The organism is Pseudomonas sp. YQ_6 (assembly GCF_043103245.1).
GTDB lineage: Bacteria > Pseudomonadota > Gammaproteobacteria > Pseudomonadales > Pseudomonadaceae > Aquipseudomonas > Aquipseudomonas alloputida.
In genome coordinates this window covers 1-25,469 of record NZ_JBICJR010000042.1, presented here as the reverse complement: position 1 = coordinate 25,469, position 25,469 = coordinate 1, and the positions used below count along the sequence as shown (strand labels likewise).

Annotated in this window: 21 protein-coding genes; 9 read left to right on the top strand and 12 right to left on the bottom strand. The window is 64.7% G+C overall.

Annotated elements, in window-relative coordinates; all coding sequences use genetic code 11:
• Positions 1-4: 4 nt before the first annotated feature.
• The 5 genes from ACF8FG_RS13855 to ACF8FG_RS13835 are packed head-to-tail and all read left to right on the top strand — an operon-like array spanning position 5 to position 5,852.
• Positions 5-949 (top strand): DUF58 domain-containing protein, encoded by a 945-nt coding sequence (locus ACF8FG_RS13855; RefSeq protein ID WP_014591862.1) that lies wholly within the window; start codon positions 5-7, stop codon positions 947-949.
• Positions 946-1,440: a DUF4381 domain-containing protein gene (locus ACF8FG_RS13850; RefSeq protein WP_019437983.1), complete on the top strand. Its 495-nt coding sequence runs from the start codon at positions 946-948 to the stop codon at positions 1,438-1,440. The genes ACF8FG_RS13855 and ACF8FG_RS13850 overlap by 4 nt, the downstream gene beginning before the upstream one ends.
• Positions 1,433-2,509, top strand: coding sequence for a VWA domain-containing protein (locus ACF8FG_RS13845; RefSeq protein ID WP_010953038.1), 1,077 nt, complete (start codon positions 1,433-1,435; stop codon positions 2,507-2,509). Before ACF8FG_RS13850 ends, ACF8FG_RS13845 begins: the two co-directional genes overlap by 8 nt.
• A complete protein-coding gene (locus ACF8FG_RS13840; protein ID WP_318078487.1) occupies positions 2,506-4,224 on the top strand; it encodes a tetratricopeptide repeat protein in 1,719 nt (572 codons plus the stop codon). Before ACF8FG_RS13845 ends, ACF8FG_RS13840 begins: the two co-directional genes overlap by 4 nt.
• Entirely contained in the window at positions 4,221-5,852 is a 1,632-nt protein-coding gene (locus ACF8FG_RS13835) for a BatD family protein (RefSeq protein WP_019437982.1), read from the top strand. Before ACF8FG_RS13840 ends, ACF8FG_RS13835 begins: the two co-directional genes overlap by 4 nt.
• Positions 5,853-5,924: 72 nt before the next feature.
• Here ACF8FG_RS13835 and ACF8FG_RS13830 read toward each other — a convergent pair whose 3' ends face one another.
• Entirely contained in the window at positions 5,925-6,356 is a 432-nt protein-coding gene (locus ACF8FG_RS13830; RefSeq protein WP_019437981.1) for a DUF2628 domain-containing protein, read from the bottom strand.
• 462 nt (positions 6,357-6,818) lie between these two features.
• Between ACF8FG_RS13830 and ACF8FG_RS13825 the strand changes: the two genes are divergently transcribed.
• The 3 genes from ACF8FG_RS13825 to ACF8FG_RS13815 are packed head-to-tail and all read left to right on the top strand — an operon-like array spanning position 6,819 to position 12,288.
• Complete coding sequence (locus ACF8FG_RS13825; RefSeq protein ID WP_318078490.1) at positions 6,819-8,057, top strand: exonuclease SbcCD subunit D C-terminal domain-containing protein; 1,239 nt, start codon at positions 6,819-6,821, stop codon at positions 8,055-8,057.
• Entirely contained in the window at positions 8,054-11,698 is a 3,645-nt protein-coding gene (locus tag ACF8FG_RS13820) for an AAA family ATPase (RefSeq protein ID WP_392518882.1), read from the top strand. The genes ACF8FG_RS13825 and ACF8FG_RS13820 overlap by 4 nt, the downstream gene beginning before the upstream one ends.
• Entirely contained in the window at positions 11,695-12,288 is a 594-nt protein-coding gene (locus tag ACF8FG_RS13815) for a glutathione S-transferase (protein ID WP_014591868.1), read from the top strand. The genes ACF8FG_RS13820 and ACF8FG_RS13815 overlap by 4 nt, the downstream gene beginning before the upstream one ends.
• 148 nt (positions 12,289-12,436) lie before the next feature.
• On the opposite strand, the gene ACF8FG_RS13810 is transcribed toward ACF8FG_RS13815, so the two are convergent.
• From ACF8FG_RS13810 to ACF8FG_RS13760, 11 genes are all read right to left on the bottom strand, one after another.
• The gene (locus ACF8FG_RS13810) at positions 12,437-12,613 is read right to left on the bottom strand and encodes a hypothetical protein (RefSeq protein ID WP_003247232.1); all 177 of its coding nucleotides are present in this window, start codon (positions 12,611-12,613) and stop codon (positions 12,437-12,439) included.
• A 122-nt stretch (positions 12,614-12,735) separates the two neighbouring features.
• Positions 12,736-13,866, bottom strand: coding sequence for a lactonase family protein (locus tag ACF8FG_RS13805; protein ID WP_237141830.1), 1,131 nt, complete (start codon positions 13,864-13,866; stop codon positions 12,736-12,738).
• A complete protein-coding gene (locus tag ACF8FG_RS13800; RefSeq protein ID WP_014591870.1) occupies positions 13,832-14,122 on the bottom strand; it encodes a DUF5629 family protein in 291 nt (96 codons plus the stop codon). The genes ACF8FG_RS13805 and ACF8FG_RS13800 overlap by 35 nt, the downstream gene beginning before the upstream one ends.
• A 65-nt stretch (positions 14,123-14,187) precedes the next feature.
• Complete coding sequence (locus ACF8FG_RS13795) at positions 14,188-16,563, bottom strand: RND family transporter (RefSeq protein WP_033724861.1); 2,376 nt, start codon at positions 16,561-16,563, stop codon at positions 14,188-14,190.
• A gap of 20 nt (positions 16,564-16,583) precedes the next feature.
• The gene (locus tag ACF8FG_RS13790; protein WP_019437976.1) at positions 16,584-17,624 is read right to left on the bottom strand and encodes a YCF48-related protein; all 1,041 of its coding nucleotides are present in this window, start codon (positions 17,622-17,624) and stop codon (positions 16,584-16,586) included.
• Positions 17,625-17,895: 271 nt separating this feature from the next.
• Positions 17,896-20,553: an aminopeptidase N gene (gene pepN / locus ACF8FG_RS13785; protein ID WP_019437975.1), complete on the bottom strand. Its 2,658-nt coding sequence runs from the start codon at positions 20,551-20,553 to the stop codon at positions 17,896-17,898.
• A 13-nt stretch (positions 20,554-20,566) separates the two neighbouring features.
• Positions 20,567-21,397 (bottom strand): DUF2797 domain-containing protein, encoded by an 831-nt coding sequence (locus ACF8FG_RS13780; RefSeq protein WP_003247225.1) that lies wholly within the window; start codon positions 21,395-21,397, stop codon positions 20,567-20,569.
• Positions 21,394-21,654: a YeaC family protein gene (locus ACF8FG_RS13775; protein ID WP_003247224.1), complete on the bottom strand. Its 261-nt coding sequence runs from the start codon at positions 21,652-21,654 to the stop codon at positions 21,394-21,396. The genes ACF8FG_RS13780 and ACF8FG_RS13775 overlap by 4 nt, the downstream gene beginning before the upstream one ends.
• A 13-nt stretch (positions 21,655-21,667) precedes the next feature.
• Positions 21,668-22,555: a rhomboid family intramembrane serine protease gene (locus tag ACF8FG_RS13770; protein WP_014591875.1), complete on the bottom strand. Its 888-nt coding sequence runs from the start codon at positions 22,553-22,555 to the stop codon at positions 21,668-21,670.
• Positions 22,552-23,523 (bottom strand): metallophosphoesterase, encoded by a 972-nt coding sequence (locus tag ACF8FG_RS13765; RefSeq protein WP_014591876.1) that lies wholly within the window; start codon positions 23,521-23,523, stop codon positions 22,552-22,554. Before ACF8FG_RS13765 ends, ACF8FG_RS13770 begins: the two co-directional genes overlap by 4 nt.
• Positions 23,523-24,413, bottom strand: a complete 891-nt coding sequence (locus tag ACF8FG_RS13760) for an NAD(+) kinase (RefSeq protein WP_003247220.1) — start codon at positions 24,411-24,413, stop codon at positions 23,523-23,525. Before ACF8FG_RS13760 ends, ACF8FG_RS13765 begins: the two co-directional genes overlap by 1 nt.
• On the opposite strand from ACF8FG_RS13760, the gene ACF8FG_RS13755 reads away from it, so the two are divergent.
• Positions 24,412-25,434, top strand: a complete 1,023-nt coding sequence (locus tag ACF8FG_RS13755; RefSeq protein ID WP_041167046.1) for a DUF1853 family protein — start codon at positions 24,412-24,414, stop codon at positions 25,432-25,434. The two genes, ACF8FG_RS13760 and ACF8FG_RS13755, sit on opposite strands and share 2 nt — an antisense overlap.
• The last annotated feature ends 35 nt before the right edge of the window (positions 25,435-25,469 follow it).

The window sequence follows — 25,469 nt, the reverse complement described above, 5'->3', positions numbered from 1 at the left end:
CCCCATGCCCACTGCGCAGCTGGCCGAACACGGCATCCGCATTGGCCTTGCCGAGCTGATCGACATGCGCCACCGCGTGCGCGAAATCCAGCTGTTTTCCAAGCCCGGCCAGCGCAGCCCACTGGTGGGCCTGCACCATTCCAGGCTGCGGGGGCGCGGTGTGGACTTCGACCAGGTGCGCGTTTACCAGGCCGGCGATGATGTGCGCAACATCGACTGGCGTGTCACTGCGCGTACCCAGGAGCCGCACACCAAGCTGTTCCACGAAGAACGCGAGCGGCCGATCTTCATCCTCGTCGAACAAAGCCAACGGCTTTTCTTCGGCTCAGGGCTGATGTTCAAGTCCGTGCTGGCGGCCCAGGCTGCGGCGCTGTTCGGCTGGGCAGCGCTGGGCCACAACGACCGCATCGGCGGCCTGGTGTTCGGCGACAACGAACACCACGAGATCAAGCCCCGACGCAGCAAACAGAGCCTGCTGCAACTGCTCAACCGCTTGGCAAAGGTCAACCAGTCACTGCACACCGAAGCCATACCCGGGGCCGACAGCCTCGGCCTGGCCCTGCGCCGCGCCCGCGAAGTGCTGCGCCCCGGCAGCCTGGCCATCGTGATCTGCGATGAACGCTCGCTCAGCGCCCAGGTGGAACAGCACCTGGCCATGCTCTCACGGCATTGCGACCTGCTGTTGCTGCCGGTATCCGACCCGCTCGACCACGCGTTGCCCGCCGCCGGCCTGCTGCGCTTCGCCCAGCGCAGCGCCCAGCTGGAGCTCGATACCCTCGACGCCAACCTGCGCCAGGCCTACCGCCAGCAGGCCGAGGCCCGCATCGAGCGCTGGGAACTGATGGCGCAAAAGCTGAGGGTGGTGCTGATGCCACTGAGCACGCAAAGTGAAATGGTCGAACAACTGCGCGAGTACCTGAACGCCCAGCGGCCACGGAGCGCGTCATGAACCCGCTCGACCAGTTGCACCCACTGATCGCCCCGGCACCGGTCAGCCTGTGGCCACCCGCACCGGGTTGGTGGCTGCTGCTGGCCGTCCTGCCACTCCTGGGCTGGGGCCTGTGGCGGCTGCGCCGCTGGCGCCCGGGCAAACGCCGCATCGTGCGCGCCGAACAACCCCTGGACCCGGTACGCCTGGAGGCCTTGGCCGAGCTGGCTCGCCTGCCACGCCCGTATGACGGCGCCCCGGCCGGCGCCTGGCTGCAACAGATCAACGCCCTGCTCAAACGCCTGTGCCGCAACCACTACCCAGGCGCCAACAGCCACACCCTCAACGGCCGCGAGTGGCTGGCCTTTCTGGATAACCGCTGCCCGGCCGCCGGCCTGACCCGCTGGATGGTACTGGTAGAAGGCGCCTATAAACCCGAGTGCAAGCTCGACGACAAGGCCATCGCCGGGCTCAGCCAAGCCGTCGAAACCTGGATCCGCAAGCATGTTTGAACTGGCCTGGCCGTGGGTCTTCGCCCTGTTGCCGCTGCCATGGCTGGCGCGCCTGCTGCTGCCCGCCGCCGACAGTGGTGAACCAGTGCTCAAGGTGGGATTCCTCAACGAGCTGGAAGGCCTTGCCGGGCGCCGCGCGCGGCTTAACCTGCCCACCTGGCGCCAGCAGGCACCGTTCGTCGTCATCTGGCTGTTGCTGCTGTGCGCCGCCGCTCGCCCGCAATGGCTGGGCGAACCGGTGCCGATCGCCGCCAGCGGCCGCGACCTGCTGGTGGCGGTGGACGTGTCCGGGTCGATGGACTTCCCCGACATGCAGTGGCAGAACGAGGACATCAGCCGCCTCGACCTGGTCAAGGCGCTGATGGGCGACTTCCTGCAAGACCGTGAAGGCGACCGCGTAGGCCTGATTCTGTTCGGCAGCCAGGCCTACCTGCAGGCGCCGCTCACCTTTGACCGGCGCACTGTGCGCACCTTCCTCATCGAGGCGCAAATCGGCATCGCAGGCAAGAACACCGCCATCGGCGACGCCATTGGCCTGGCGGTCAAACGCCTGCGCGAACGCCCGGCACAAAGCCGGGTGCTGGTGCTGATCACGGACGGCGCCAACAACGGCGGGCAGATTCACCCGCTGACAGCCGCCCGCCTGGCGGCCCAGGAAGGCGTGCGCATCTACACCATCGGTATCGGCGCCAACCCCGAAGCCAGTGGCACCCCAGGCCTGCTCGGCCTCAACCCGAGCCTGGACCTGGACGAAGCCGCGCTCAAGGAAATTGCCGACATCACCCACGGCGCCTACTTCCGCGCCCATGACGGCGCCGAACTGGACGCTATCGGCGATACCCTCGACCAACTGGAGCCAGTGGCCCAGCAACCGACCCAGGCGCGCACAGCCCAGGCCCTGTACGCCTGGCCCCTGGCGCTGGCGCTGCTGCTCAGCGTGCTGCTGGTGGTAGCCGTGCAGTGGCCCGACAACCTGTTGCAGCGCCTGCTGCGCAAGCCACGCTTCCTGCAGCCGCACCCGGAATGGCGCCAGCGCTTGAAGCGCCTGCGTTTAAGGAGGCGGCGATGATCGACTTGTGGCCCCAATGGCTGCGCCCACTCTGGCTGCTGGCGGTTCCCGTGCTCGGCTGGCTGCTGTACAAGCTGTGGCACCGGCGCAAGCGTGCCGGGCGCTGGCAGATGATTCTGCCACCCGCCTTCCATGGTGTACTGCTGGGTGGCGGCAGCGGCAGCACCAGCAAACTGCCGTGGGTGGCGCTGGGCCTCGCCTGGTTACTGGTGATCCTGGCGCTGCTTGGGCCCAGCTGGCAGCGGCTGGAAGAAAGCCGTCAGCGCCCGGCCGACCCCCTGGTGATCCTGCTCGAACTGACCCCGCAAATGCTCGCCGAGGACAGCACGCCCAACCGCCTGGAACAGGCCCGGCGCAAGATCCTCGACCTGCTTGAACACCGCCGCGACAGCCAGACGGCGCTGGTGGTGTATGCCGGCTCCGCGCACACCCTGGTGCCGCTGTCCGACGACCTGGCCACCACCCGCAATTTGCTCGAGGCCATCGACCCGTCGATCATGCCCAAACCCGGCCAGCGTGCCGACCTGGCCGTGCAAAAAGGCCTGGCGCTCCTGGCCCAGAGCGGCCTCGGCCAAGGCCGCCTGCTGCTGGTAGGCTCGGCGCTCAGCGCCGCCGAGCGCCAGGGCATCACCCAGGCCCTCGGCCGCCAGGGCCCAAGCCTGCTGATGCTGGGCATCGGCAGCCGCGAAGGCGCCCCGGTGCGCCAGGCCAATGGCGAATACCTTAAAGACGACCAGGGCGGCATCCTCTTGCCTCGCCTGGACAGCGCCAGCCTGAAGGGTTTTATCAGCGGCACGGGCGGGCGCTACCGGCACGCCCGCATCGACGACCTCGACCTGCGTGGCCTGGGCCTGTTCGACAACCCGCGAAGCGGGCGCAATGACGGCCAAACCCTGCAACTGGACAGCTGGGCCGACCAAGGTTACTGGCTGCTGATTCCGTTGTTGCTGCTGGCCGCCTGCGCCGGCCGGCGCGGCTGGCTGTTCTGCCTGCCGCTGCTGCTGGCCTTGCCGCAGCCTGGCCAGGCTTTCGAGCTCAACGACCTGTGGCTGCGCCCCGACCAGCAAGGCCAGAAGCTGCTGGAGCAAAACCGCCCGGCCAGCGCTGCGCGTCACTTCCAAAACCCGCAATGGCGCGGCATGGCCCTGTACCAGGCCGGCGACTATGCCGGTGCCGCCGAGGCATTTTCCCAAGGCGACACTGCAGCAGCCCACTACAATCGAGGCAATGCCCTGGCCCACAGTGGCGAGCTGGAAGCCGCCCTGGATGCCTACGAGCAAGCCCTGGAGCGCCAGCCCGACCTGCAGGCCGCGTTGGACAACCAGGCGCTGGTGCAGCAACTGCTGCAGCAACGTGAAGCCAAGGCCGAGGAACAACCGCCCGGCAGCGATGCCCAAGGCACGCCCGGCAGCGAAACCGAAGGCAACAGCAGCTCGGCCAGCAGCCCGTCCCAAGGCACACCCGGCAACGACCAACAGGCCAGCCCCGAACAACCCGGCGAAAGCAGCAGCAACAGCCAGGCCGCCCCCGGCAACCAGGCCGGGGGCGACGACAGTGTCATCCAGCCGCCACAGCGCCCGGTGTCGACCAGCCTCGACGGCGAACAGCGCCAAGCCCTGGAGCAATGGCTGCGGGAAATCCCCGACAACCCGGCAGAGCTGCTGCGACGCAAATTCTGGTATGAACAGCAATTGCATCAGGAAAAATCACGATGAGTCGCTTCGGCGTCTTTCTCCTCACCCTGCTGTGGGCCGTGCTGGCCCAGGCCGAGCCGCTGCTGCAGGCCAGCGTCGACCGCACCCGCCTGGAAGCGGGCGAAAGCCTGGAACTGACTCTGGAAAGCCAGGACGTCACCCAGTTCGGCAAGCCCGACCTGCGCGCCCTGGAAGGTGACTTCGAAGTGCGCGGCACGCGCCAGTTGAACAGCCTGCACACCCTGGACGGCGAAACCCGCGCCAGCACCCGCTGGATCATCACCCTGCTGCCACGGCGCAGCGGTAGCCTGCGCATCCCCGAGCTGCGGCTGGGCCAGTCGCACAGCCAAGCCATCGAATTGCAAGTACTGCAGGCCGATGCCAGCCGCCAGGACAACGCTCAGGTATTCATCGAAGCGACCCTCGACAGCCACGACGTCTATGTCCAGGCCCAAGCCGTGCTGACCCTGCGCATCTACCACTCGGTAGCGCTGTACGACGACAGCAGCCTCAGCCCCCTGCAACTGGAGAACGCCAAGGTCGAGCCGCTGGGCGAGTCGCGCACGTATGAAAAGGAAATCAACGGCGTGCGTCATGGCGTGATCGAAACCCGCTATGCGGTGTATGCCCAGCAAAGCGGCACCCTCGACATCCCGTCGCTGACGTTCTCCGCCACGGCAGCTGCCAGCAACGACGAAGCAGCGCAGGCCAATGGCACGGCCCGCGCCGGCCACCAGGTGCAGGTCAGCTCGCTGCCCTTGCGCCTCACGGTACGGCCGATTCCGGCAGCCTGGCCGGCTGGCTTGCCGTGGTTGCCAGCCAGCAGCCTGACCCTGGAAGAGCACTGGAGCCCCGACCCGGGCAGCCAGCAGGTACAGATTGGCGACTCGCTGACGCGCAACATCACCTTGCGTGCCGAAGGCTTGTCCAGCACCCAACTGCCGCCGCTGCCGGCCACAGAAATCATCGGCCTGCGCCGCTACCCTGACCAGCCGCTGCTGCGCAACGAAATCAGCGAACGGGGCATGACCGCCAACCGCGAAGAGCGCGAGGCCCTGGTGCCAACCCACAGCGGCACGCTGGCCTTGCCGGCGCTGGAAGTGGCCTGGTGGAACACCCGCGAAGACCACCTGGAGCACAGCAGCCTGCCGGCGCGCACGCTGAACGTGCAGGACAACCCGGCACTGAGCGCCGACACCCCGGTGGGCGACAACAGCAGCGCCAGCACCCTGCTGTGGCCCTGGCAGCTGTCCACACTGGTGTTTGCCCTGACCACCGTGCTGGGCTTTGCCCTGTGGTGGCGCGCCCGTTCGCGGCCAGCGGTGCTGCGCACGGCGCAGAACGGGCCAAGCCCACGCACCTTGCTGGACGACCTCAAGCGCGCATGCCAGGCCAACGACCCCCAGGCTACGCGCCAGGCGCTGGATGCCTGGGCCCGGCAGCAACCGGAAACCCTGGCCGAGATGGCGGCGCGCTTCGTGCCGTTGTCGGATGCGCTGGATGGTTTGAACGGGGCGTTGTACAGCGAGAGCGGGCAGTATTGGCAGGGGGAGGATTTGTGGCGGGCGATTGGTACCATTCCGCCAGCTGAGCAGGTGTTGCTGCCAGCGGGCGAGAGCGGCAGCTTGCCGCCGCTCTATCCCAAGTGATGCGCAGTGGCTGGTTGCGAATTTTCAGCTCGTGGCCGCCCCTGACAATACTTGCCGAATGTACCAGCCGAGTCAGATGAACCGCTGCCCCTCGAACGGGTTCCAGCTCTGCTGCCCTTTGGCCTGCTTCAGGTAATAGGCACGGTTGGTCAGGAAGCTGTACAGAAACGCGAACCCCATGCTGATACCGTTATCCAGAGGACGCGGGATTTCGCTGCCCGTCGCGACCTCATAGAAGCTCAGCAGCAGCCCGATGCCGATGATGATGGCCAGCATGACCAGGTTCTTCTTCCACAGCCCCAGCACGAACCAATAGATCGGGCCGAAGAAAAAGGCTATGAAATTGTTGTTGATCAGCAACTTCTTCCCGAATGGCAAGGCGCGGAATGCGGCTTTGTATGACTCGGAGGTGGGGGCGCCGTACTGATCGAAGAAGGCAAATCGCTCCCGCCATTTTGGCTTGAGGTTATCCGGGGAAGATTGGGTCTGAGGGATGCCTTCCATTGGTGACTCCTGTGATTGTCGTCCGTGGGTTTCGAATAGCCGTGATCATGGCCGTTTCGGAGGGTAGATCAGCATACTTTTGAGGGCAAGCTTGACCCCTGGTGCAAAGCGAGAGCCAGCTCACAGAACGTTCAAGGTGGAAGTGGCCGAGCGTGTGCTTGGTGCTTTGCCGCGACACTTCCGTGGGGCAAACCGAGATGAGCGACACCCTGCTATCAATGTCAGCTTTTCATGGAACCAACGTGGCAACCCGCGTCAACGCCTGGAAAATGCCATCCATGAACAAGGGTTTAATGCGCGGGCTTGCCTGTAGGACAACCAGCACCGTGTGCCTATGAGAGCAAGCGCTGAACTTTCGGGCCGCACAGCGGCCCCGTGCTTGGGTTACCATACCGCCCTTGCGCAACACCCATCACCCAAGCCAAGCCCTCGCTTGCTCGACTCGACACCAACAGGTCATCCATGCGTCTGTTTCATACCTCCGACTGGCACCTGGGCCAAAGCCTGCACGGCCAGGAACGCGACTTCGAACACGCCTGCTTCCTCGACTGGCTGCTCGGCCAGCTGCGCCTGCGCCAGCCGGATGCGCTGCTGATTGCGGGCGACATCTTCGATACCGTCAACCCGCCCGTCAAAGCCCAGGAACGCCTCTACGACTTCATCGTCCAGGCCCATGAGCAACAGCCCAAGCTGGACATCGTGATGATCGCCGGCAACCACGACTCCGGTTCGCGCATCGAGCTGCCCGCCGCACTCATGCGCCGCCTGCGCACCCATGCGTTGGGCCGTGTGCACTGGCTGGACGAGGGCCAGCTGGATGCCGAGCGCCTGCTGATCCCTCTGACCAACGGCCGGGGCAAGGTCGCTGCCTGGTGCCTGGCCCTGCCGTTCCTGCGCCCGGCCGAAGTGACCGGCCCGCAGCTGGGTGACGACTACCTGCAAGGCATCACCCTGGTGCATCAGCAACTGATCGCCGCCGCCCTGAAGAAACGCAAGAAAGACCAGGCGCTGATCGCCATCAGCCACGCGCACATGGCCGGTGGCGCGGTGTCGGAAGACTCCGAACGCAGCCTGATCATCGGCAACGCCGAGGCGCTGCCGGCCAAGCTGTTCGACAAGGCTATCAGCTACGTCGCCCTGGGCCATCTGCACAAGCCGCAGAAGGTCAACCGCGAAGAGCGCATCCGCTACAGCGGCTCGCCAATCCCGCTGTCGTTCGCCGAAATCAACTACCCGCACCAGGTCCTGGAAGTGGAGTTGGACGGCAACGGCCTGGTCAGCGTCGAGCCACGCCCCGTTCCACGCGCCGTGGCCCTGCAACGGGTGGGCCCGGCACCGCTGGGCGAGCTGTTGCAGCAACTGGCCGACCTGCCAGTGATCGACCTGCTTGAAGACCCCAACCGCCAGCCCTGGCTGGAGGTGCGGGTGATGCTCGACGAGCCGCAACCCGACCTGCGCCAGCAGATCGAAACCGCGCTTGAAGGCAAGGCGGTACGGCTGATCCGTATCAGCGCCGAGTACGCCGGCCGCAACAACGCCGAAGACGATGACCTGGCCTTTGTCGAACTGGCCCAGATGACCCCGCAAGACCTGTTCAGCCGCGCCTGGGAACAAGCCTACGGCAACCCCGCCGACGAGCAGGCGCTGGCCGACTTCGCCCTGCTGTTGCAGGACGTGCAGCAGGAAGAGGAACAGCCATGAAGATTCTCGCCATCCGCCTGAAGAACCTGGCATCGCTGGCCGGCCCGATCGACATCGATTTCACCGCAGAACCCTTGGCCAGCGCTGGCCTGTTCGCCATCACCGGGCCTACCGGTGCTGGCAAGAGCACCTTGCTTGACGCCCTGTGCCTGGCGCTGTTCGGCACCGTGCCGCGCCTCAATGCCATTGGCCGTGAGGCCAAGGTGCCGGATGCCGACGGCGACATCCCCACCTCCGACCCGCGCAACCTGCTGCGCCGTGGCACCGGCAGCGGTTTTGCCGAGGTCGACTTCGTCGGCATCGACGGCCGCCGCTACCGCGCCCGCTGGGAAGCCAACCGCGCCCGCGACAAGGCCAACGGCAAACTGCAACACAGCCGTCAGAGCTTCTACGACCTCGACAGCGAGCAAGTGCTCGGCAGTGGCAAGAACGAATACAAGCAACTGGTCGAAGCCCGCCTGGGCCTGAACTTCGAGCAGTTCACCCGTGCGGTGATGCTGGCCCAGAGCGAGTTCGGCGCGTTTCTCAAAGCCGACGACAAAGACCGCAGCGAGTTGCTGGAAAAGCTCACCAACACCGCGATCTACACCCGCCTGGGCCAGCGTGCCTTCAGCAAGGCGCGCGAAGCCGGCGAGGCACACAACGCCCTGAAAGAACGCGCCAGCCATCTGCTGCCGATGGCTGCCGAGGCCCGTGCCGAGCTCGACCAGCGCCTGGAGCAGGCGCAACAGCAGTTCAAGGCCGACCAGGCCGGCGAGCGCCAGCTGGAGCAGCAACGCAACTGGCTGAATGAACAACGCCAGCTACAAGCCCAATACACCGAAGCCAATACCACGCTGCAGGCCGCCGAACTGAACTGGCAACAGCTGGCCGAACCACGCCTGGACCTGGCACGCCTGGAGCGCCTGGCCCCGCAGCGTCACCAGTTCCATCGCCGACAGGCCCTGAGCGCACAGCTGGCACCAGTGGCCGCGAAGATGGCCGAACAGCAACAGCAGCAAGCCGAACTGCAGGTGCGCACCCGCGAACTCGAACAGGCGCTGGACACTACGCGCCAAGCGCTTGCCGACCGCCAGGCCGAGCACGGCGAGAACGCGCCGCGCCTGCGCCAGGCCTTTGCCACCCAGGATACGCTGGCACGCCTGGACCAAGAGCTGGCCGCCCAGCGCAGCATCGACCAGCAGGCGCAACAGCAGGTCACTGACGGCCAGCAGCAATTGCAGCAGCTGGAAGACAACCAGCAGCGCAGCGTGCAGCAACTGGCGCAGATCGACACCGCGCTTGCCGACAGCCAGCACCTGGCGGACCTGGCCAATGCCTGGCACGCCTACCTGCCGCAACTGAAGCAGGTGATGCTGATAGGTGGCCGGCTGACCAAGGGCCGAGAAGAGCTACCCGGCTTGCAGGCCCAGGCCAGCCAGGCCAATGCGCGCTTGCAGGCCGAGCGCGACGCCTACGACCTGTTGTTCCGTGAAGCCAAGGCCGAACCCCAGGCCCTGGCCGAGCAGATCGACCTGCTCGGCGGCATGCTGCAGGACAACCGCAAACAGCAGCGCGCCGTAGAGGAAATGTCACGCCTGTACGGCCGCGAACAGGAGCTGCGCCAGCAGCTGGATGCCCTGCGCGAACGGCAGCAGCAGGCCATGCTGCAACGCCAGCAACTGATTACCGAAGGCACCGCCGCCAAGGCCGAGCTGGAGGCCGCCGAACAGGCGTTGACGCTCACCCGTCAACTGCTGGAACGGCAACGTCTGGCACGCAACACCAGCGTCGAAGAACTGCGTGAACAACTGCGTGACGGCGAACCCTGCCCGGTCTGTGGCAGCGCCGAACACCCCTTCCATCAGCCAGAAGCGCTGCTGCAGAGCCTGGGTCGCCATGACCAGGCCGAAGAGCACGCCGCGCAGAAGCAGGTCGAAACGCTCAACAGCAAGCTGGTGGAGCTGCGTACCCAGCTGGGTGTGGTCAATGCCCAGCTCAAGGACTTCCAGCAGCAACAGCAGCACCTGGGCGAACAGTTGCAACCACTGGTGGCTCAGGTACAGGCCCACAGCCTGTGGCCAGCCTTCGCCCCGCAGGACGACAAGGCCCGAAGCGCCTGGCTCGACAGCCAGCTGCGTCGCCTGGATGAAGAAATCAGCCAGGACGAGAAACGCCAGAGCGCCCTGCTGGCCCTGCAAAAAGACGCCGCCCGCCTGAACCAGCAATTGCAGGCGGCCCACGACGCCCAGCAACAGGCCCAGCGCCATCTGGAGCAACAGCACCAGGCCCTGGCCAACGATGAGCAACAGTTGCAGCAAGGCCTTGACGACCTGGCCGGTGTCTTGCCCAAGGAAGCCCTCAAGGCCCTGAACGAAGATCCGGCCAATGCCTTCCTCGCCCTCGACCAGCAGATTGCCCAGCGCCTGCAGCAACTGGACCAGCGCAAGGACGAACTGGAAGAGCAGCAGGCCCGCCAAGCCCAGCTGGACAAACTGCGCGATCAGCAACAGGCGCGCGTGCAAGGCCTGCAGCAGTTGCAACACACGCTCGCGGCCCTCGACGAGAAGCGCCAGCAGGCCCAGACGTCGCTCGGCGAGCTGCTTGGCGAACATGCCAGTGCCGAAGCCTGGCAGCAGCATATGGAAGCCACGCTGGAACAAGCCCGCGCCCTCAATGCCGACACCGCCCAGCGCCTACAAGATCTACGCACCCAAGGCGTGCAACTGGCCAGCGAACTCAAAGCCAATACCCAGCAACAACAAGCACTGGATGCCGAATGCCAACAGTTGCAGGCCCAGATCACCCAGTGGCGCAGCGAGCATCCGGAACTGGACGATGCCGGCCTCGATCGCCTGCTGGCCATGGATGACGCGCAAGTCAATGAATTGCGCCAGCGTTTGCAAGGCGCGGAAAAAGCCATCGAGCAGGGCCGTGTGCTGCTGCAGGAGCGCGAACAGCGCCTGCAGCACCACGCTGCACAGATGACCGTGGACACCCCGGCCGAAGCCCTGGAACACGCCCTGACCGAGCTGCGCGGGCGCCTGGCCAACCATGAGCAGCAATGCGCCGAATTGCGTGCACAACAGGCCGACGACCAGCGCCGGCAGCAGGCCCACCAGGCGCTGGCGGCAGAAATCGAACAGGCCCACCAGCAGTGGCAACGCTGGGCCCGCCTCAATGCCCTGATCGGTTCGGCCTCCGGTGATGTGTTCCGCAAGATCGCCCAAGGCTACAACCTTGACCTGCTGCTGCACCACGCCAACGCCCAGCTACGTCAGCTGGCCCGTCGCTATCGCCTCAAGCGCGGCGGCAGCGCCCTTGGCCTGCTGGTGCTGGACACCGAGATGGGCGACGAACTGCGTTCGGTGCACTCGTTGTCGGGCGGGGAAACCTTCCTGGTGTCGCTGGCCCTGGCCCTGGGCCTGGCGTCGATGGCGTCCAGCACCTTGCGTATCGAGTCGCTGTTCATCGACGAAGGCTTCGGCAGCCTCGACCCCGAGTCGCTGCAACTGGCAATGGACGCCCTCGACGGCTTGCAAGCCCAGGGTCGCAAAGTGGCGGTGATTTCCCACGTACAGGAAATGCACGAGCGCATCCCGGTGCAGATCCAGGTGCGGCGCCAGGGTAATGGCCTCAGTGACGTGGAGGTGTGCGGGTGATCCTCTACTCGTTCCGCCGCTGCCCGTGGGCCATGCGTGCGCGCCTGGCCCTGCGCTATGCCGGCTGCGAGGTGCAGATCTGCGAAGTGGCGATGAAGAACAAGCCGGCAGAGCTGCTGGCCTTGTCGCCCAAGGGCACGGTACCGGTGCTGGACACCGGTGCCGAGGTACTGGAAGAGAGCCTGGACATCATGCGCTGGGCGCTGACGCAAAACGACCCGCAGGATTGGCGGCTACAGGCCAACCCTGCAGCTGCGCAGCAGGCTGAAACGCTGATTGCGCGCAATGACACCACGTTCAAGGCGCACGTGAACCTGTACAAGTATGCCGAACGTTACCCGGAGCATTCCCGCGAGCATTACCGCCAGCAGGCCGAGGCCTGGCTGGCGGAGCTCGAAGGCTTGCTGGTGGGGCGGGCTTACCTGCTGGCCGACCACCCGAGCATGGCCGATGCCGCGTTGCTGCCCCTGATGCGCCAGTTTGCCGGGGTCGAACCGCAGTGGTTCGCCGAGGCGGCTTATCCGCGTGTGCGGAGCTGGCTGGAGGGGTGGCTGGCTTCGGAGCTGTTCAGGTCAGTGATGGCCAAATGAGTTCACGCGATACCTTGTAGGAGCGGCCTTGTGTCGCGATAGGGGCGCGCAGCGTCCCCCAAATATCTACATCACAGCCGAGATAGCCGGGGGCCGCCTTGCGGCCCTGTCGCGACACAGGCCGCTCCTACAGGACACCGCACAAGGCTCAGTGGTGGTGCTTGCCACTCAGGGCCGCATGGAAATTGGCGCTCTGGCGCAGGTACTGCTCGGTGTAGCTGTGGGTGGCAGAAGCCTTGCTGCTGTCGGCATGGGCATGCGCTGGCAGGACGACCGATGCGGAAATGGCGGATGCGGCAATAACCGGGAAGAGATTGAAGTTCATCTGGGTTGACCTCGACGGCGGTGGTTTGACGGTGGCCCTTCTGGGCCTTGGGTCAAACTTACGCCGCCGAGGCCGCACGCAAAAATTCATTGCGGCAGTACCGATTATCACGCTGATCGATATCACTCGATGAACTTGAGGTCCGAGGGTGCATCCTGCTTCAGCGTCTGCACCGTCTCCAACAGCTTGCCACTGCGCGGATCGCGACGTATCACCACGATCTGGTTGCTCTTCTGGTTGGCCACCAGCAGGAAGTTGTCACTCGGGTCCAGGGCAAACTCCCGAGGGTGATCACCTTCTGCCGGGCGACGCTGCAGGAACGTCAACTGGCCGTCCTGCTTGCCCACGCTGAACGCCACAATTTCATTGGCCGTGCCACGGTTGCTCACGTACAGGAAGCGCCCGTCCGCCGACAGGTGCAAGCCACCAGCAGCCTTCGCTGCGGCCTCCTGGCGCTCGGTCAGGGGTAAGCGCTGGCGTTCAACCAGGTTGCCGTCCTGCACATCGAACATCACCACCTCGGCGTTCATTTCCAGGGTGAGGTAAGCGTGCTGGCCCTTGGCGTCGAACAGCAAGTGACGCGGACCGCTGCCCGGCGGCAAGGCCACGGACGCAGGTATCGCCGCTGTCAGCGGGTGGTCCACACTGGCACCGTCGTAGCGGTAGATGAACACCTTGTCGGCACCCAGGTCGCTGGCATACAGGTGCTGGCCATCCGGCGACAGCACGAGCGAATGCACGTGGGCACCGGCCTGGCGCTCAGGGTTGACCCCGCTCGCCTTATGCCGGGCCTGTTGCACCACGGGCTTGAGCTTGCCGTCCTTGGCCACCGGGATCACCACCAGGCTGCCACCGGGGTCGGGGTTGACCGCGTAGTTGGCCACGAACAGGTAGCGCTGGTCACGGCTGAGGCTGGCGTGGGTGGGCTCGTCGCCCTGGGTGACGACTTGGTTGAGCGGCTTGATTTCGCCTTTGCTGCTGATGCTGAAACTGCTGGCATGGCCCTGCGGGGTCTCATTCACCGCGAACAGCTGACGCTGGTCGGCCGACAGCACCAGCCACGAAGGGCTGACGCTTTTCACCACCTGCAGGGGTGTGGGGCCGATTTGGCCGGCCTTGTCGTCGAACTGATAGCGGTAGATACCCTGGCTGGCGCCATCGGTGTAGCTGCCCACCAGCAAGGTGGCAGCGTGGGCGGAGATTGTCAGGCTCATCAGGCTAGCGGTCAGCAGGCTTGTCCAGGTCCGGTTCATCTTGGTCATCATCCGGGGCACGAAAGGCACTCATACAGACTAGCCGATGCTCGCCGTTGGCATCGTTGAGTTGCCATTCATCGCCGGTGGCGATAGCGGCAGCGACTTGTTCGGGGGTGAAGGACCAGCGGCGAAGCTGGCGACCGTCCATGCATTCGACGGTGAGACCGGATGCGTCGGCGGTGAAATCGAAGGCGTGCAGGCCGTCAATCAGGAGCATGTCGCAGGACTGCAGGGCGGTGGCGAGGGGTGACATGGGGGTACCTGTGGGAGATGTGGCGGCATTATAACCCGGGGGCTGCTTTGCAGCCCCCTTGCGATTCAATGGGCGAAAATCGAGCCCCCCTCCTTGCCCACCATCTTCTCCGGCTTGATCAGGAACCGTGCCAGCGCCGGCAGCAGCCACAGCGCGCCAAACATGTTCCACAGCAGCATGAAGGTCAGCATCAGCCCCATATCAGCCTGGAACTTGATTGCCGAGAAGATCCAGGTGCATACGCCGATGGCCAGGCACAAGCCAGTGAACAACACGGCTTTACCCGTCGAGCGCAGGGTCTGGTAATAGGCCTCCTGCAACGGCAGCCCCGCACGCAGGAAGCTTTCCAGCCGGCTGTAGATGTAGATGCCGTAATCCACGCCAATCCCCACCCCCAGCGCCACCACCGGCAAGGTCGCCACCTTCACCCCGATGCCCATGTAGGCCATCAGCGCGTTGCCCAGCACCGAGGTCAGCACCAGGGGCAGCACGATGCACAGCGTGGCGGCGAACGAGCGGAAGGTGATCAGGCACATCACTGCCACGCAGATGTACACCAGGATCAGGATGGTCAGCTCGGCCGACTTGATCACTTCGTTGGTCGCTGCCTCGATACCGGCGTTGCCCGCCGCCAGCAGGAACTGCAGGCCTTCCTTGTTATGGCTGTCGGCAAACGCCTTGGCCACGGCGGTGACGCGCTCCAGCGTTTCAGCCTTGTGGTCATTGAGGAACACCAGCACGGGTGCCAATGAGCAGTCGCCGTTGTAAAGGCCGTCAGCCCGGGCGATGGAGTTGTTGAGGATGTCCGGGTTACGCGACAGGGTTTCCCATTTCAGGCTGCCCTCGTTCATGCCCTTGATCACCTGTTTGGAAACGGTGACCAGGGAAATCGCCGACTGCACGCCAGGGGTGTTTTCCATGGTCCACATCAGCTCGTCGATCGGCGCCATGGTCGAGTGGACCGAGCACTTCTCCGACGGCGTCTTGACCATGATCACCAGCACATCGGAACTGGTCGAGTAGTTGCTGATGATGAAGTTGTTGTCCTGGTTGTAGCGCGAGTCGGGGCGCAGTTCCGGCGCGCCCTGATCGAGGTCGCCGATCTTCAGGTTCTGGCTGTACCACAGGCCACCGGCGAAGGCGAGCAGCGCCAGCACCACCGACACCGGCGCCACCTTGGCACTGGCGAAGTTCGACAACAGGCGCCAGAACGGGTGCTCGCGGGTCGCGTCTTTCTTGCTGCGCTCGATGGCCTTCTTGCTGATGCCCACGTAGGAGATGGCCACCGGCAACAGGATCAGGTTGGTGAACACGATCACCGCCACGCCGATGGAGGCGCCGATGGCCAATTCGCGGATCACCCCGATGTCGATGATCAGCAGGGTAATGAAGCCCACTGCGTCAGCAAGGATGGCAATCATTCCCGGCAGGAACAACTGACGGAATGTGCGCCGGGCGGCGGTAAGGGCATTGTCGGCATCACTCGACTGCAGGGCGATGCCGTTGATCTTCTGCACCCCGTGGGAAATGCCGATGGCGAAGATCAGAAACGGCACCAGCATCGAGTACGGGTCCAGGCCAAAGCCTACCGCATGCATCAACCCCAGTTGCCAGATCACCGCCACCAGCGTGGTAATGAGCACGGCGACAGTGCTGCGGATGCACCAGGTGAACCAGTACAACAACACCCAGGTGATCACCAGGGCCACGCCGAAGAACATCGCCACCATCACCAGCCCATCGATCAGGTCACCAACCTTCTTGGCAAAGCCGACGATGTGGATTTTTACATTGGGGTTCTGCGCCTGGAACTTGTCGCGGATCTTCTCCTCCAGCAAGTGAGAGAACTGCTGATAGTCCAGCTTCACCTGTTTACCCGGGTCCTGCGGGTCGGGGTAGCTCTCCAGCAGCGGCACGTCGACGATGCTGGACTTGAAGTTGTTGCCTACCAGGCGCCCCACCTGGCCTGACTTGAGCACGTTGTCGCGCAGGGTATCGAGGCTGTCCTGCGACCCGTTGTAGGTGTTAGGGATGACCTCGCCACCGGAAAAACCCTCTTCGGTGACCTCGCTCCAGCGCACGCTGGGGCTCCACAGTGACTTCAGTCCGGCCCGGTCGACACCGGGGATGTAGAACACCTCGTCATGGATCTGACGCAGGGTCTCCATGTAGTCCTTGTCGAAGATGTCACCGTTCACCGCCTCCACCGAGATGCGCACGGTATTGCCGAGGTTGGCCAGGTCGTTGCGGTGCTCCATCATCTGCTCGATGAATGGGTGCTGCAGCGGGATCATCTTCTCGAAGCTGGTGGACGGGCGAATCTGCGTGGCCTGCCAGAACAGGAAAATGCTGACCAGCACGCACAGGGCGATGACCACTGGGCGGTTGTTGAAGATCAGGCGTTCGAGCAGCGTGGCTTTATCCTGGTGATGCGGGTGCATGGTAATGCTCTCCCTGCTGGTCATGGACGCACCTCCGGGGCAGGCTGATCAGCCCCGTCGGCGCTGGCCAGGTGCACACCACCCTGCCCCACCAGCAGCAGGCCGCCGTTGGCCAGGCCACTGACGCCGGCCAGGGCCAGGCGGTCGGCGCGGTTGTACACGCTGAAGGTCTGGCCGTCGTCCGTGCTGCGCAGTACGCTGCCACCATTGCCGACCAGCACCAGGCTGCCATCATCGACAAGCGTAGCGCCTGCCAGGCCGAACTCCAGGGTACCGCGCGCGGCCTTGAGTTCGATCGGCTGCCAGCTGTCACCGAAGTCGCTGGAGCGGAACAGGTTGCCGCGAAGGCCGTAGGCCAGCAGGGTCTGCGGCCTGGCGGTGCCGATCACGCCGAACAGCGAGCCCTCGTACGGGCCTTGGACCTTGGTCCAGGTCTGGCCGTTGTCGGTGGAGCGGAACATGCCGCCCTGCTCACCCACGATAAACAGGCCGGCATCGCGCACTTGGGCGATACCGTTCAGGTGCAGTTGGTCCGGGTTGTCCAGCCGTTCAGCCACATCCTGCCAGTGCTGCCCACCATCGGTGGTTTCCAGCAAGGCACCATAGGCCCCTACGGCAAAGCCGTGCTGGGCGTCGAGGAAAGTGACATCGAGCAAGGGCGCTTCACGGGCGAGGTCTTCGAACTGCTTGCTCCAGGTGGCGCCGCCGTCGCTACTGGCGAGGATCTGCGCGTCATGGCCGACGGCCCAGCCACGCTTGTCGTCGAGGAAGAACACGGCAGTGAGCAATTGCCGGGTGGGTACCCGGGCCTGGGTCCAGGTACTGCCTTGGTCGTCGGAGAACAGAATGTGGCCGCGATCACCCACCACCACCAGGCGCTTGCCGGCATGGGTGGCGTCGATCAACAGGCTTTGGCTGGCCTTGGCCGATTCGGTGGAGTACTGGTCGGCTGCTGCGGCCTGGACGCTGTCGGCCCACACCCCCAATGCCAGTGCCAGCATCGCGCTGGCTGCCCATGGCCAGGCACCACGCCTGGCTGGCGTACGTAACTGTTCCCTCATGACTGCCCCCTTGTTGTGTTCTTGTTGGTGGGTCAATGCATTGCAGGCTTTGCCAAAAGCCTGATCTAGAGGCCTGCAATAGCTTGAGGAGATCGTAGCGGGGATGTTTGCGGGAATACAACGGGCGGGGTGTTATGTTTTGTTGTCGGCTGAGGAAAGCCGGGGTCGCTGGGCGGCCCTTCGCGGGTAAACCCGCTCCTACAAGGTTACGCCCCCCTGTAGGAGCGGGTTCACCCGCGAAGGGCTGCAAAGCAGCCCCAATTCACAAGAATTACGCCAGACTCTTGCTCACAACCTCATACACATCACTGGACAACTCACCCGAAGCCAGAATGCGCTCCAGCTCACCCTTCATCAGCGCCTGACGCGCATCGTCATACTTGCGCCAGCGGGTCAGCGGCGCCAGTTGCCGCGAGGCAATCTGCGGATTCAGCGCATTCAGCTCGATCACCAGGTCCGCCAGGAAGCGATACCCGGAGCCATCGGCAGCATGGAAGTTGACCAGATTCTGCCCGGCAAAAGCACCGATAAGCGCACGCACCTTGTTCGGGTTCTTCAGGGTGAAGGCCGGGTGCTGCATCAACGCCTTGACCCGCGCCAGCCCGCCCGGCAGCGTGCTGGCCGCCTGCACGCTGAACCATTGGTCCATGACCAGCGGGTTGTCCTTGAAGTGCTCGGCAAAGGCCTCCAGCGCTTTGGCGCGCTCAGCCTCGAACGGCGAGTTGACCAGTACCGCCAGCGCGGTAAGGCGCTCGGTCATGTTGTCGCAGTGCTCGAACTGCTCCAGGGTCGCGTCCAGCACCTGTTGCTTGCCACTCTGCATCAGGTACGACAGGGCGATGTTCTGCAGGCTGCGGCGGGCAAAGTGCTCGGCCGAGGCCACATAGGCAGTACTGCGCGACACTTCACGGTTGGCCTGGTAACGCGCCCACAGGGCGTCGAACAGGTGTTCGGCGATCTGCTGGCGTGCGAACTCGCGGGCGGCGTGGATGGCGTCGACGTCGGCCACCTGGCTGATCTCGGTAAGATACGCCTCGCCTGGCAGCGAGAGCATTTCGGCCACCATGGCCGGGTCCAGCGATACATTGCCCAGCACAGTGCCCAGGGCGGTGATCAGGCGCTGGTCGAGCTTCAGGGCTTCGCCGCGTTGATGCTGGCCGATCAGTTCCTGCAGTACCTGCACCGACAGCTGCTGGCCCGCTTCCCAGCGGTTGAAGCCGTCGCTGTCGTGCTGCATCAGGAACATCAGCTGGTCGCGGTCATACGGGAAGCTCAGCTTCACCGGGGCGCTGAAGCCACGCAGCAGCGATGGCAGCGGCTTGGACTGGATGCCCTGGAAGGTGAAGGTTTGCTCGGCCTCGGTCACCGACAGCACGCGGCTGCTCCCTTGAGCAGCGTCTTCGCCAGCCAACTGCAGCGGCAGATCGTTGCCAGCGGCATCCAGCAGGCCCAGCTCAACCGGGATCACGAACGGCAGTTTCTCGGCCTTGTCCGGGGTCTGCGGGCAGCTCTGGCGGAACGTCAGGCTGTAGGTCTGCGCGGCGGCGTCATACGCCTCGCTGACCTCCAGACGTGGGGTGCCAGCCTGGCTGTACCAGCGCTTGAACTGGGTGAAGTCGACGCCGTTGGCGTCTTCCATGGCCTTGATGAAGTCGTCGGTGGTTACCGCCTGGCCATCGTGACGTTCAAAGTACAGGTCGCTGCCTTTACGGAAGCCTTCGGTCCCCAACAGGGTACGGACCATGCGCACCACTTCGGCGCCCTTCTCGTAGACGGTCAGGGTGTAGAAGTTGGAGATTTCGATGAAGCTGTCCGGGCGCACCGGGTGGGCCATGGGGCCGGCGTCTTCGGCGAACTGGTGGGTGCGCAGGTAGGCGACGTCTTCGATGCGCTTGACCGTGCGCGAGTTCATGTCGGCACTGAACTCGGCATCGCGGAACACCGTGAAGCCTTCCTTCAGCGACAGCTGGAACCAGTCACGGCAGGTGACACGGTTGCCCGACCAGTTGTGGAAGTACTCGTGGGCGACCACCCCTTCGACGCGCTGGTGCGCAGCATCGGTGGCGGTTTCGGCGCGGGCCAGCACGCAGCTGGAGTTGAAGATGTTCAGGCCCTTGTTTTCCATGGCGCCCATGTTGAAGTCATTGACCGCAACAATCATGAAGATGTCCAGGTCGTACTCGCGGCCATAGACTTCTTCGTCCCAGCGCATGGACTTTTTCAGGCTGACCATGGCGTGGTCGCACTTGTCGATGTTCTCGGGTTCGACGTAGATACGCAGGGTCACCTCACGGCCGGACTGGCGGGTGAAGCTGTCTTCAACGCACCACAGGTCACCTGCCACCAGGGCAAACAGGTAGGCCGGCTTCATGAACGGGTCTTCCCAGGTCGCCCAGTGGCGGCCATCTTCGGCCGGCCCGCTGCCGATCGGGTTGCCGTTCGACAGCAAGACCGGGTAGCGATGCTGCTCGGCGATGACCGTGGTGGTGAAGGTGCTCATCACGTCCGGGCGGTCGAGGTAGTAGGTGATCTTGCGGAAGCCCTCCGCCTCGCACTGGGTGCAGAACATCTTGCCCGACTTGTACAGGCCTTCCAGGGCGGTGTTGCTTTCCGGGTGGATCTTCACGCTGGTGTCGAGGGTGAAGCGCTCGGCCTTGGGCTGCACGGTCAGGCTGTCGGCGTCGAGCTGGTACTCGCCTGGCTGCAGTTCCTGGTCATCCAGCGAGGCGCGCAGCAGTTCCAGCTGCTGGCCATCGAGCTCCAGTGGCGGCAGGCCGGCACCGCGTGCCGGGTTGCGACGCATGACCAGTTGCGCGTGAACCAGCGTGTGGTCCTCGAACAGCTCGAAGGTCAGGTGCGTCTCGTCGATCAGGTACTCCGGCGCCTGGTAATCCTTGAGGTAGATCACTTGCGGTTGTTCGGTACGCATGTGCAGGTCCTTTTTACTGGAGCACGGCCAACTGGTAGGCCGTGTACTTGCGAATATTGATCACACCGGTGTCGAAGATCAGGTACTGGCCCTTGATGCCCAGCAGCGTGCCCTCGGCCACCGGGTCCTTGTCGAGGTTGAAGCTGACAATCTTCTTCGGGTACGCCTCGACCGGGTAGTTCATCTGCACCACTTCGGCGTCCGGCAGCGGCTGGATCGCCTGCAGGCCAAAGCGCCCCTGCAGCTCGCGCAGGCCGTCGGCGCAGGCTTCGAAGACCTGCTCCCGGATGGCCGGCAGGTCGAGCACCTCGGCATCGCCCTTGAGCAGCGCGCGCCAGTTGGTCCGGTCTGGCACCTGGCTGCGCAACACGTCTTCGACCAGGCCCGATTGCTGCCGGGTGGCCACGCGCATAATCGGCAACGCCTGGCTGGCGCCCTGGTCGAGCCAGCGGGTAGGCAGCTGGGTGGCACGGGTGATGCCGACCTTGATCCCCGACGAATTGGCCAGGTAGACGACGTGGTCGGTCATGCAGAACTGTTCGCCCCACGACGGTTCGCGGCAGGTGCCGGCGTCGTAGTGGCATTTTTCCGGGGCCATGATGCACACGTCGCACTGGGCCAGCTTGGTCATGCACGGGTAGCAGTACCCCTGGCTGAAGCTGGTCTTGGTGCGCTTGCCGCAATGGCTGCAATGAATGGCGCCGAGGTATTCCAGGCGCAGGCGCTGGCCGATCATGGGGTTGACCGGCACCTGGGTGTCATCCAGGCGGAAGCTGTACTGCACCACCGGTGCCTGCAGGCTTACGGCCATCTTGCTCAACGAGCCACGTGCGAGTTCGATCAATGTACCGAGTCCGACTTGAACAGAATGTTGGCGATGGGCGCGGACTTCGACGCACATTCCTGTGGGCCCATGTAGCCGGTGCGCTGGTCTTCGGGCAGGTTCTTCATCTCCCAGGCGATGACCGCCTGCAGCGACAGCTCTTTCTGCTCGGCGGTGAGCTTGCGGCCGTCGGACCATTTGCCGATTTCCACGGCCAGTTTCAGGCTCTGGTAGATTTCCGGGGTGATGTTTTCAATCATTTGCGCGAAAGTGGACATAGTGTCTCCTGATTCAAGCCGACAGTTTACGCCGGGCCAGCGCCCCACCCAAGAGCCCGGTCAGGCATCCGATGAGCAGCCCGCCGACGTGGGCGGCATTGGCGATCTGGCCAAGGCCGAGCGTGCCGACCACGCCGGTCAGGCATACCACCAGCCAGATCAGCATCATCACCAGCACGCCCTTGGGCAGGTTGAAGTAACGGTCAGGCGCCAGCCACTGGTACAGCCAGATATGCCCGAGCAGGCCGTACAGCACGCCGGACAGACCGCCAAACAGGCTCGGCCCGCTGGTGTAGTGCTGGGCCAGGTTGGACACCAGGCTGAACAGCAGGGTCAGGCCCAGCAACGCCCACGGGCCCTGGCGCAGTTCGATGCGTTTGCCCAGCTCCCAGTACCACAGGCTGTTCATGGCCAGGTGCAGCACGCCGAAATGCAGCAGCATGGGCGATACCAGGCGCCACCACTGGCCTTCATCCAGGCTTTGCGCCAACGGGCTGAAGTACAGGTAGTCGCCCTGGACACGGAAGTCGAGGAAGGTGAACCAGCTGATGGTGGTGAAGTTGTCGCCAAGGCCCGTGAGGCCGGCGACGATGAAGCACAGTAGCAGGGTCAGGGTGGTGATCTTGCAGGCCTTGGCCTGGGCTACCAGGGAAGGTTGTGTGGGGGCATTCGCGGGTGACCCCGCCCCTACAGGGTCGGCGGTGGCCGGCAGGTCGGCGTTGCCGTCGGGGTAGCGCTGGTAGAGCTGCAGCACATCTTCGGCCAGGGTGTCGGGGGCCCAGAGGACCTGGGCATCACCCTCCTCGCTGACCCGGTGCGGCACCTGCAGGCGTTGCAACAGGTGGACGAAGCCGCTGAGGTCGACCGACAGCGGCAGGCGCATCACTTCGATAATGTTCATTGGTTGGCCTGTGGGCGGTCGACGTCGACCCAAACGAACTTGTGGGGGTCGATACGGGTTTCATCATCCAGCCGGTAGGCGACCAGCTTGCCGTAGAGCACGGCGCTGTAGTCCAGGCAGGCCAGGTTGGCGCGGATCGGTGCCGGGCGGCCGCTGCGCCAGTAATGCCCGACGAACAGCATCGGCTGGTCTTCGTCATAACGCAGCAAGGCGTTCTTCTGGCTGTGGCTGAGCGGAGTGCTGGCCACTTCCTCGGGCAGGGCATCGGGCTGGAACACAATGTCACCGTAGGTTTTCGGGTCTTCTTCCCAGAACTTGGTGCGGAAGAACGCGCGGGTCAGGCCGTCGCCGCCGGTCAGCGTCAGCCCGTCCGGCAGGCGCATGTCGGTACCGCGCAACAGGCGGTTGCACACTGTGTCGGCAAAACTGCCACTGACCGCCGAGGCCTGGATGAAGTGTTCATCGATGCGTCCGTCGGGGTATTGCTGGCGCAGCGGCTCGATCAGCCGCGGGTCCCAGCAGGCGTGCACCAGACGGAAGCGCCCTGCGTCGATGAACAGCGGCAGCTGGTAGAACCAGTTGACGAAATCGTGCCAATCGCCGGGGTGCTGGGCAAACTGGGTGAGGGTTTCGTCGATCAGCCGGGCATGCCGCGGTGTGTGTTCGCGGACATAGGCCTTGCCGCTGCCAGGCAGCGCCGGGGTGACCCAGCCCAGGGCATTGTATTCGTGGTTGCCCATGATGCAGTACGCCTGGCCGGCTTCGACCATGTCGTGGACGATGTGCAGCGCCTCGCGAATGCGTGGCCCGCGGTCGACGATATCGCCAAGGAACAGCGCCTGACGTCGCGGGTGGCGCCACACGCCAGCCACGCGCTTGTATCCGAGGGCGTCGAGCAGGCGTTCAAGGGTCAGCGCACAGCCGTGCACGTCGCCGATGATGTCAAAACTTCGCGCCGGATCGAGCATCAGTCGTCACTGCTCCCCAGGCGGCTGCCCCAACCCAGTTTGGTGCGGCAGACCTCGTAGTAATTGTGGTCCAGCGGGTGGATCAGGCGCAGCTTTTGCGGCTTCTTGCTGACCGTGATGGTGTCGCCGGGGGCACAGGTGAAGTGGTTCTGGCCGTCACAGGACACCTGCGGGTAGATCTGCAGGTCCTTGGACACCACGATCTTCAGCTCGCTATTGCCGTCCACCACGATCGGCCGGCCCGACAAGGTGTGCGGGTACATCGGCACGATGACGATGGCATCGAGCTTGGGGTGCATGATCGGGCCACCGGCCGACAGCGCATAGGCGGTGGAGCCGGTGGGGGTGGCGACGATCAGGCCGTCGGCCTTCTGGCTGCAGACGAACTGGCCGTCGATGTAGATCTCGAACTCGATCATGCGCGTGGACTTGCCCGGGTGCAGCACCACGTCGTTCAGCGCATCGCCCTGGCCGATGGCCTCGTGGTGGCGACGCACCTCGGCCTGCAGCAGGAAACGGTTTTCCACCAGGTAGTGGCCGTCGAGCACTTCGGCGACCTTCTGCTCCAGCTCGTCGGGACGGATGTCGGTGAGAAAACCCAGGTTGCCACGGTTGATACCCAGCACCGGAATGTTGTGCCGGGCCAGCGCACGGGCAGCGCCCAGCAGGCTGCCGTCGCCGCCGACCACGATGACCAGGTCGCAGACCTCGCCCAGCAGCTTGCGGGTGGACGTCTGCAAGCCATGGCCGGGCAGCACTTCGGCAATGGTGTCCTCAAGGATCACGTGCAGGTGGCGATCGAGGAGGAATTTTTTCAGTCGGCGAATGGTGTCGAGCACCTGCGAGCTGCCAAGGCGACCGATGATACCGATATTGCGAAATTGCTCCATGGGGCTCCTGCGAGGCTCTGCGGCGGGTGACGATGCGCCGATTATGGGCGAAACCACCGGGCAGCGGCAAACCGGCTATGCTCGCAGGATGACGCCATTCGCCCAGCTTCACGACCTGCCCCGCAAACTGCAGCACCCCACCGTGCGTGACCTGGCATGGGCCCTGTTGTCGCCGCCCCTGCTCAGCGCCCCGCCCTGCCCCCAGCGACACCCGCTGGCGGGCAGCTTGTGGGCGCAGCAGCCGCAACGCCTTGAACAATGGTTGCGGACCCTGGATGCCGATGACCGACCGTTGCGCGAGTGGCTGGCGCAATTGGGCAGCCGGCGCCTGGGGCATTACTACGAACGCCTGTGGCAATTTGCCCTGGGCCAGGCGCCAGGCATCGAGCTGCTGGCCGCCAACCTGGCGATTCGCGACGGTGGGCGCACCTTGGGCGAGCTCGACGTGGTGTTGCGCGACTGCGACGGCGTGCACCACCTGGAACTGGCGATCAAGCTGTACCTGGGCCCGGAAGGCGCCGGGCACGATCCCCATGCCTGGCTGGGGCCAGGTTGTCATGACCGGCTGGGGACCAAGCTTGCGCACCTGGCGGGGCACCAGTTGCCCATGTCCAAGGGGGCGCACAGCCGTCAGGCGCTGGCGCCGCTAGGGGTGGAGCAGGTGCAGGCGCAAATGTGGCTGGGTGGGTACCTGTTCTATCCATGGCCTGGGCATGCCGAGGCGCCGGAGGGCGCCAACCCGCAACATTTGCGCGGGCGCTGGCTTCGTCGGCGGGACTGGGTGATGGCCGAGGGCGAGCGTTGGCAGCCGCTGCAGCGGCATGCCTGGCTGGCGCCGGCTAGGGTGGAGTCAGGTGAGTGCTGGCAGGCGGAGCAGTTTGCGGCGTGGCTGCATGTACTGGAGCAGCAGGCACCGGCGCAGTTGCTGGTACGACTGGAGCCTGATGCCGAGGGTGCCTGGCAGGAGGCAGAGCGGGTGTTTCTGGTGGCTGATGACTGGCCGTATCTGCCCGGTAACTGATGTCGCCTGTTCCGGCCCCTTCGCGGGCACGCCCG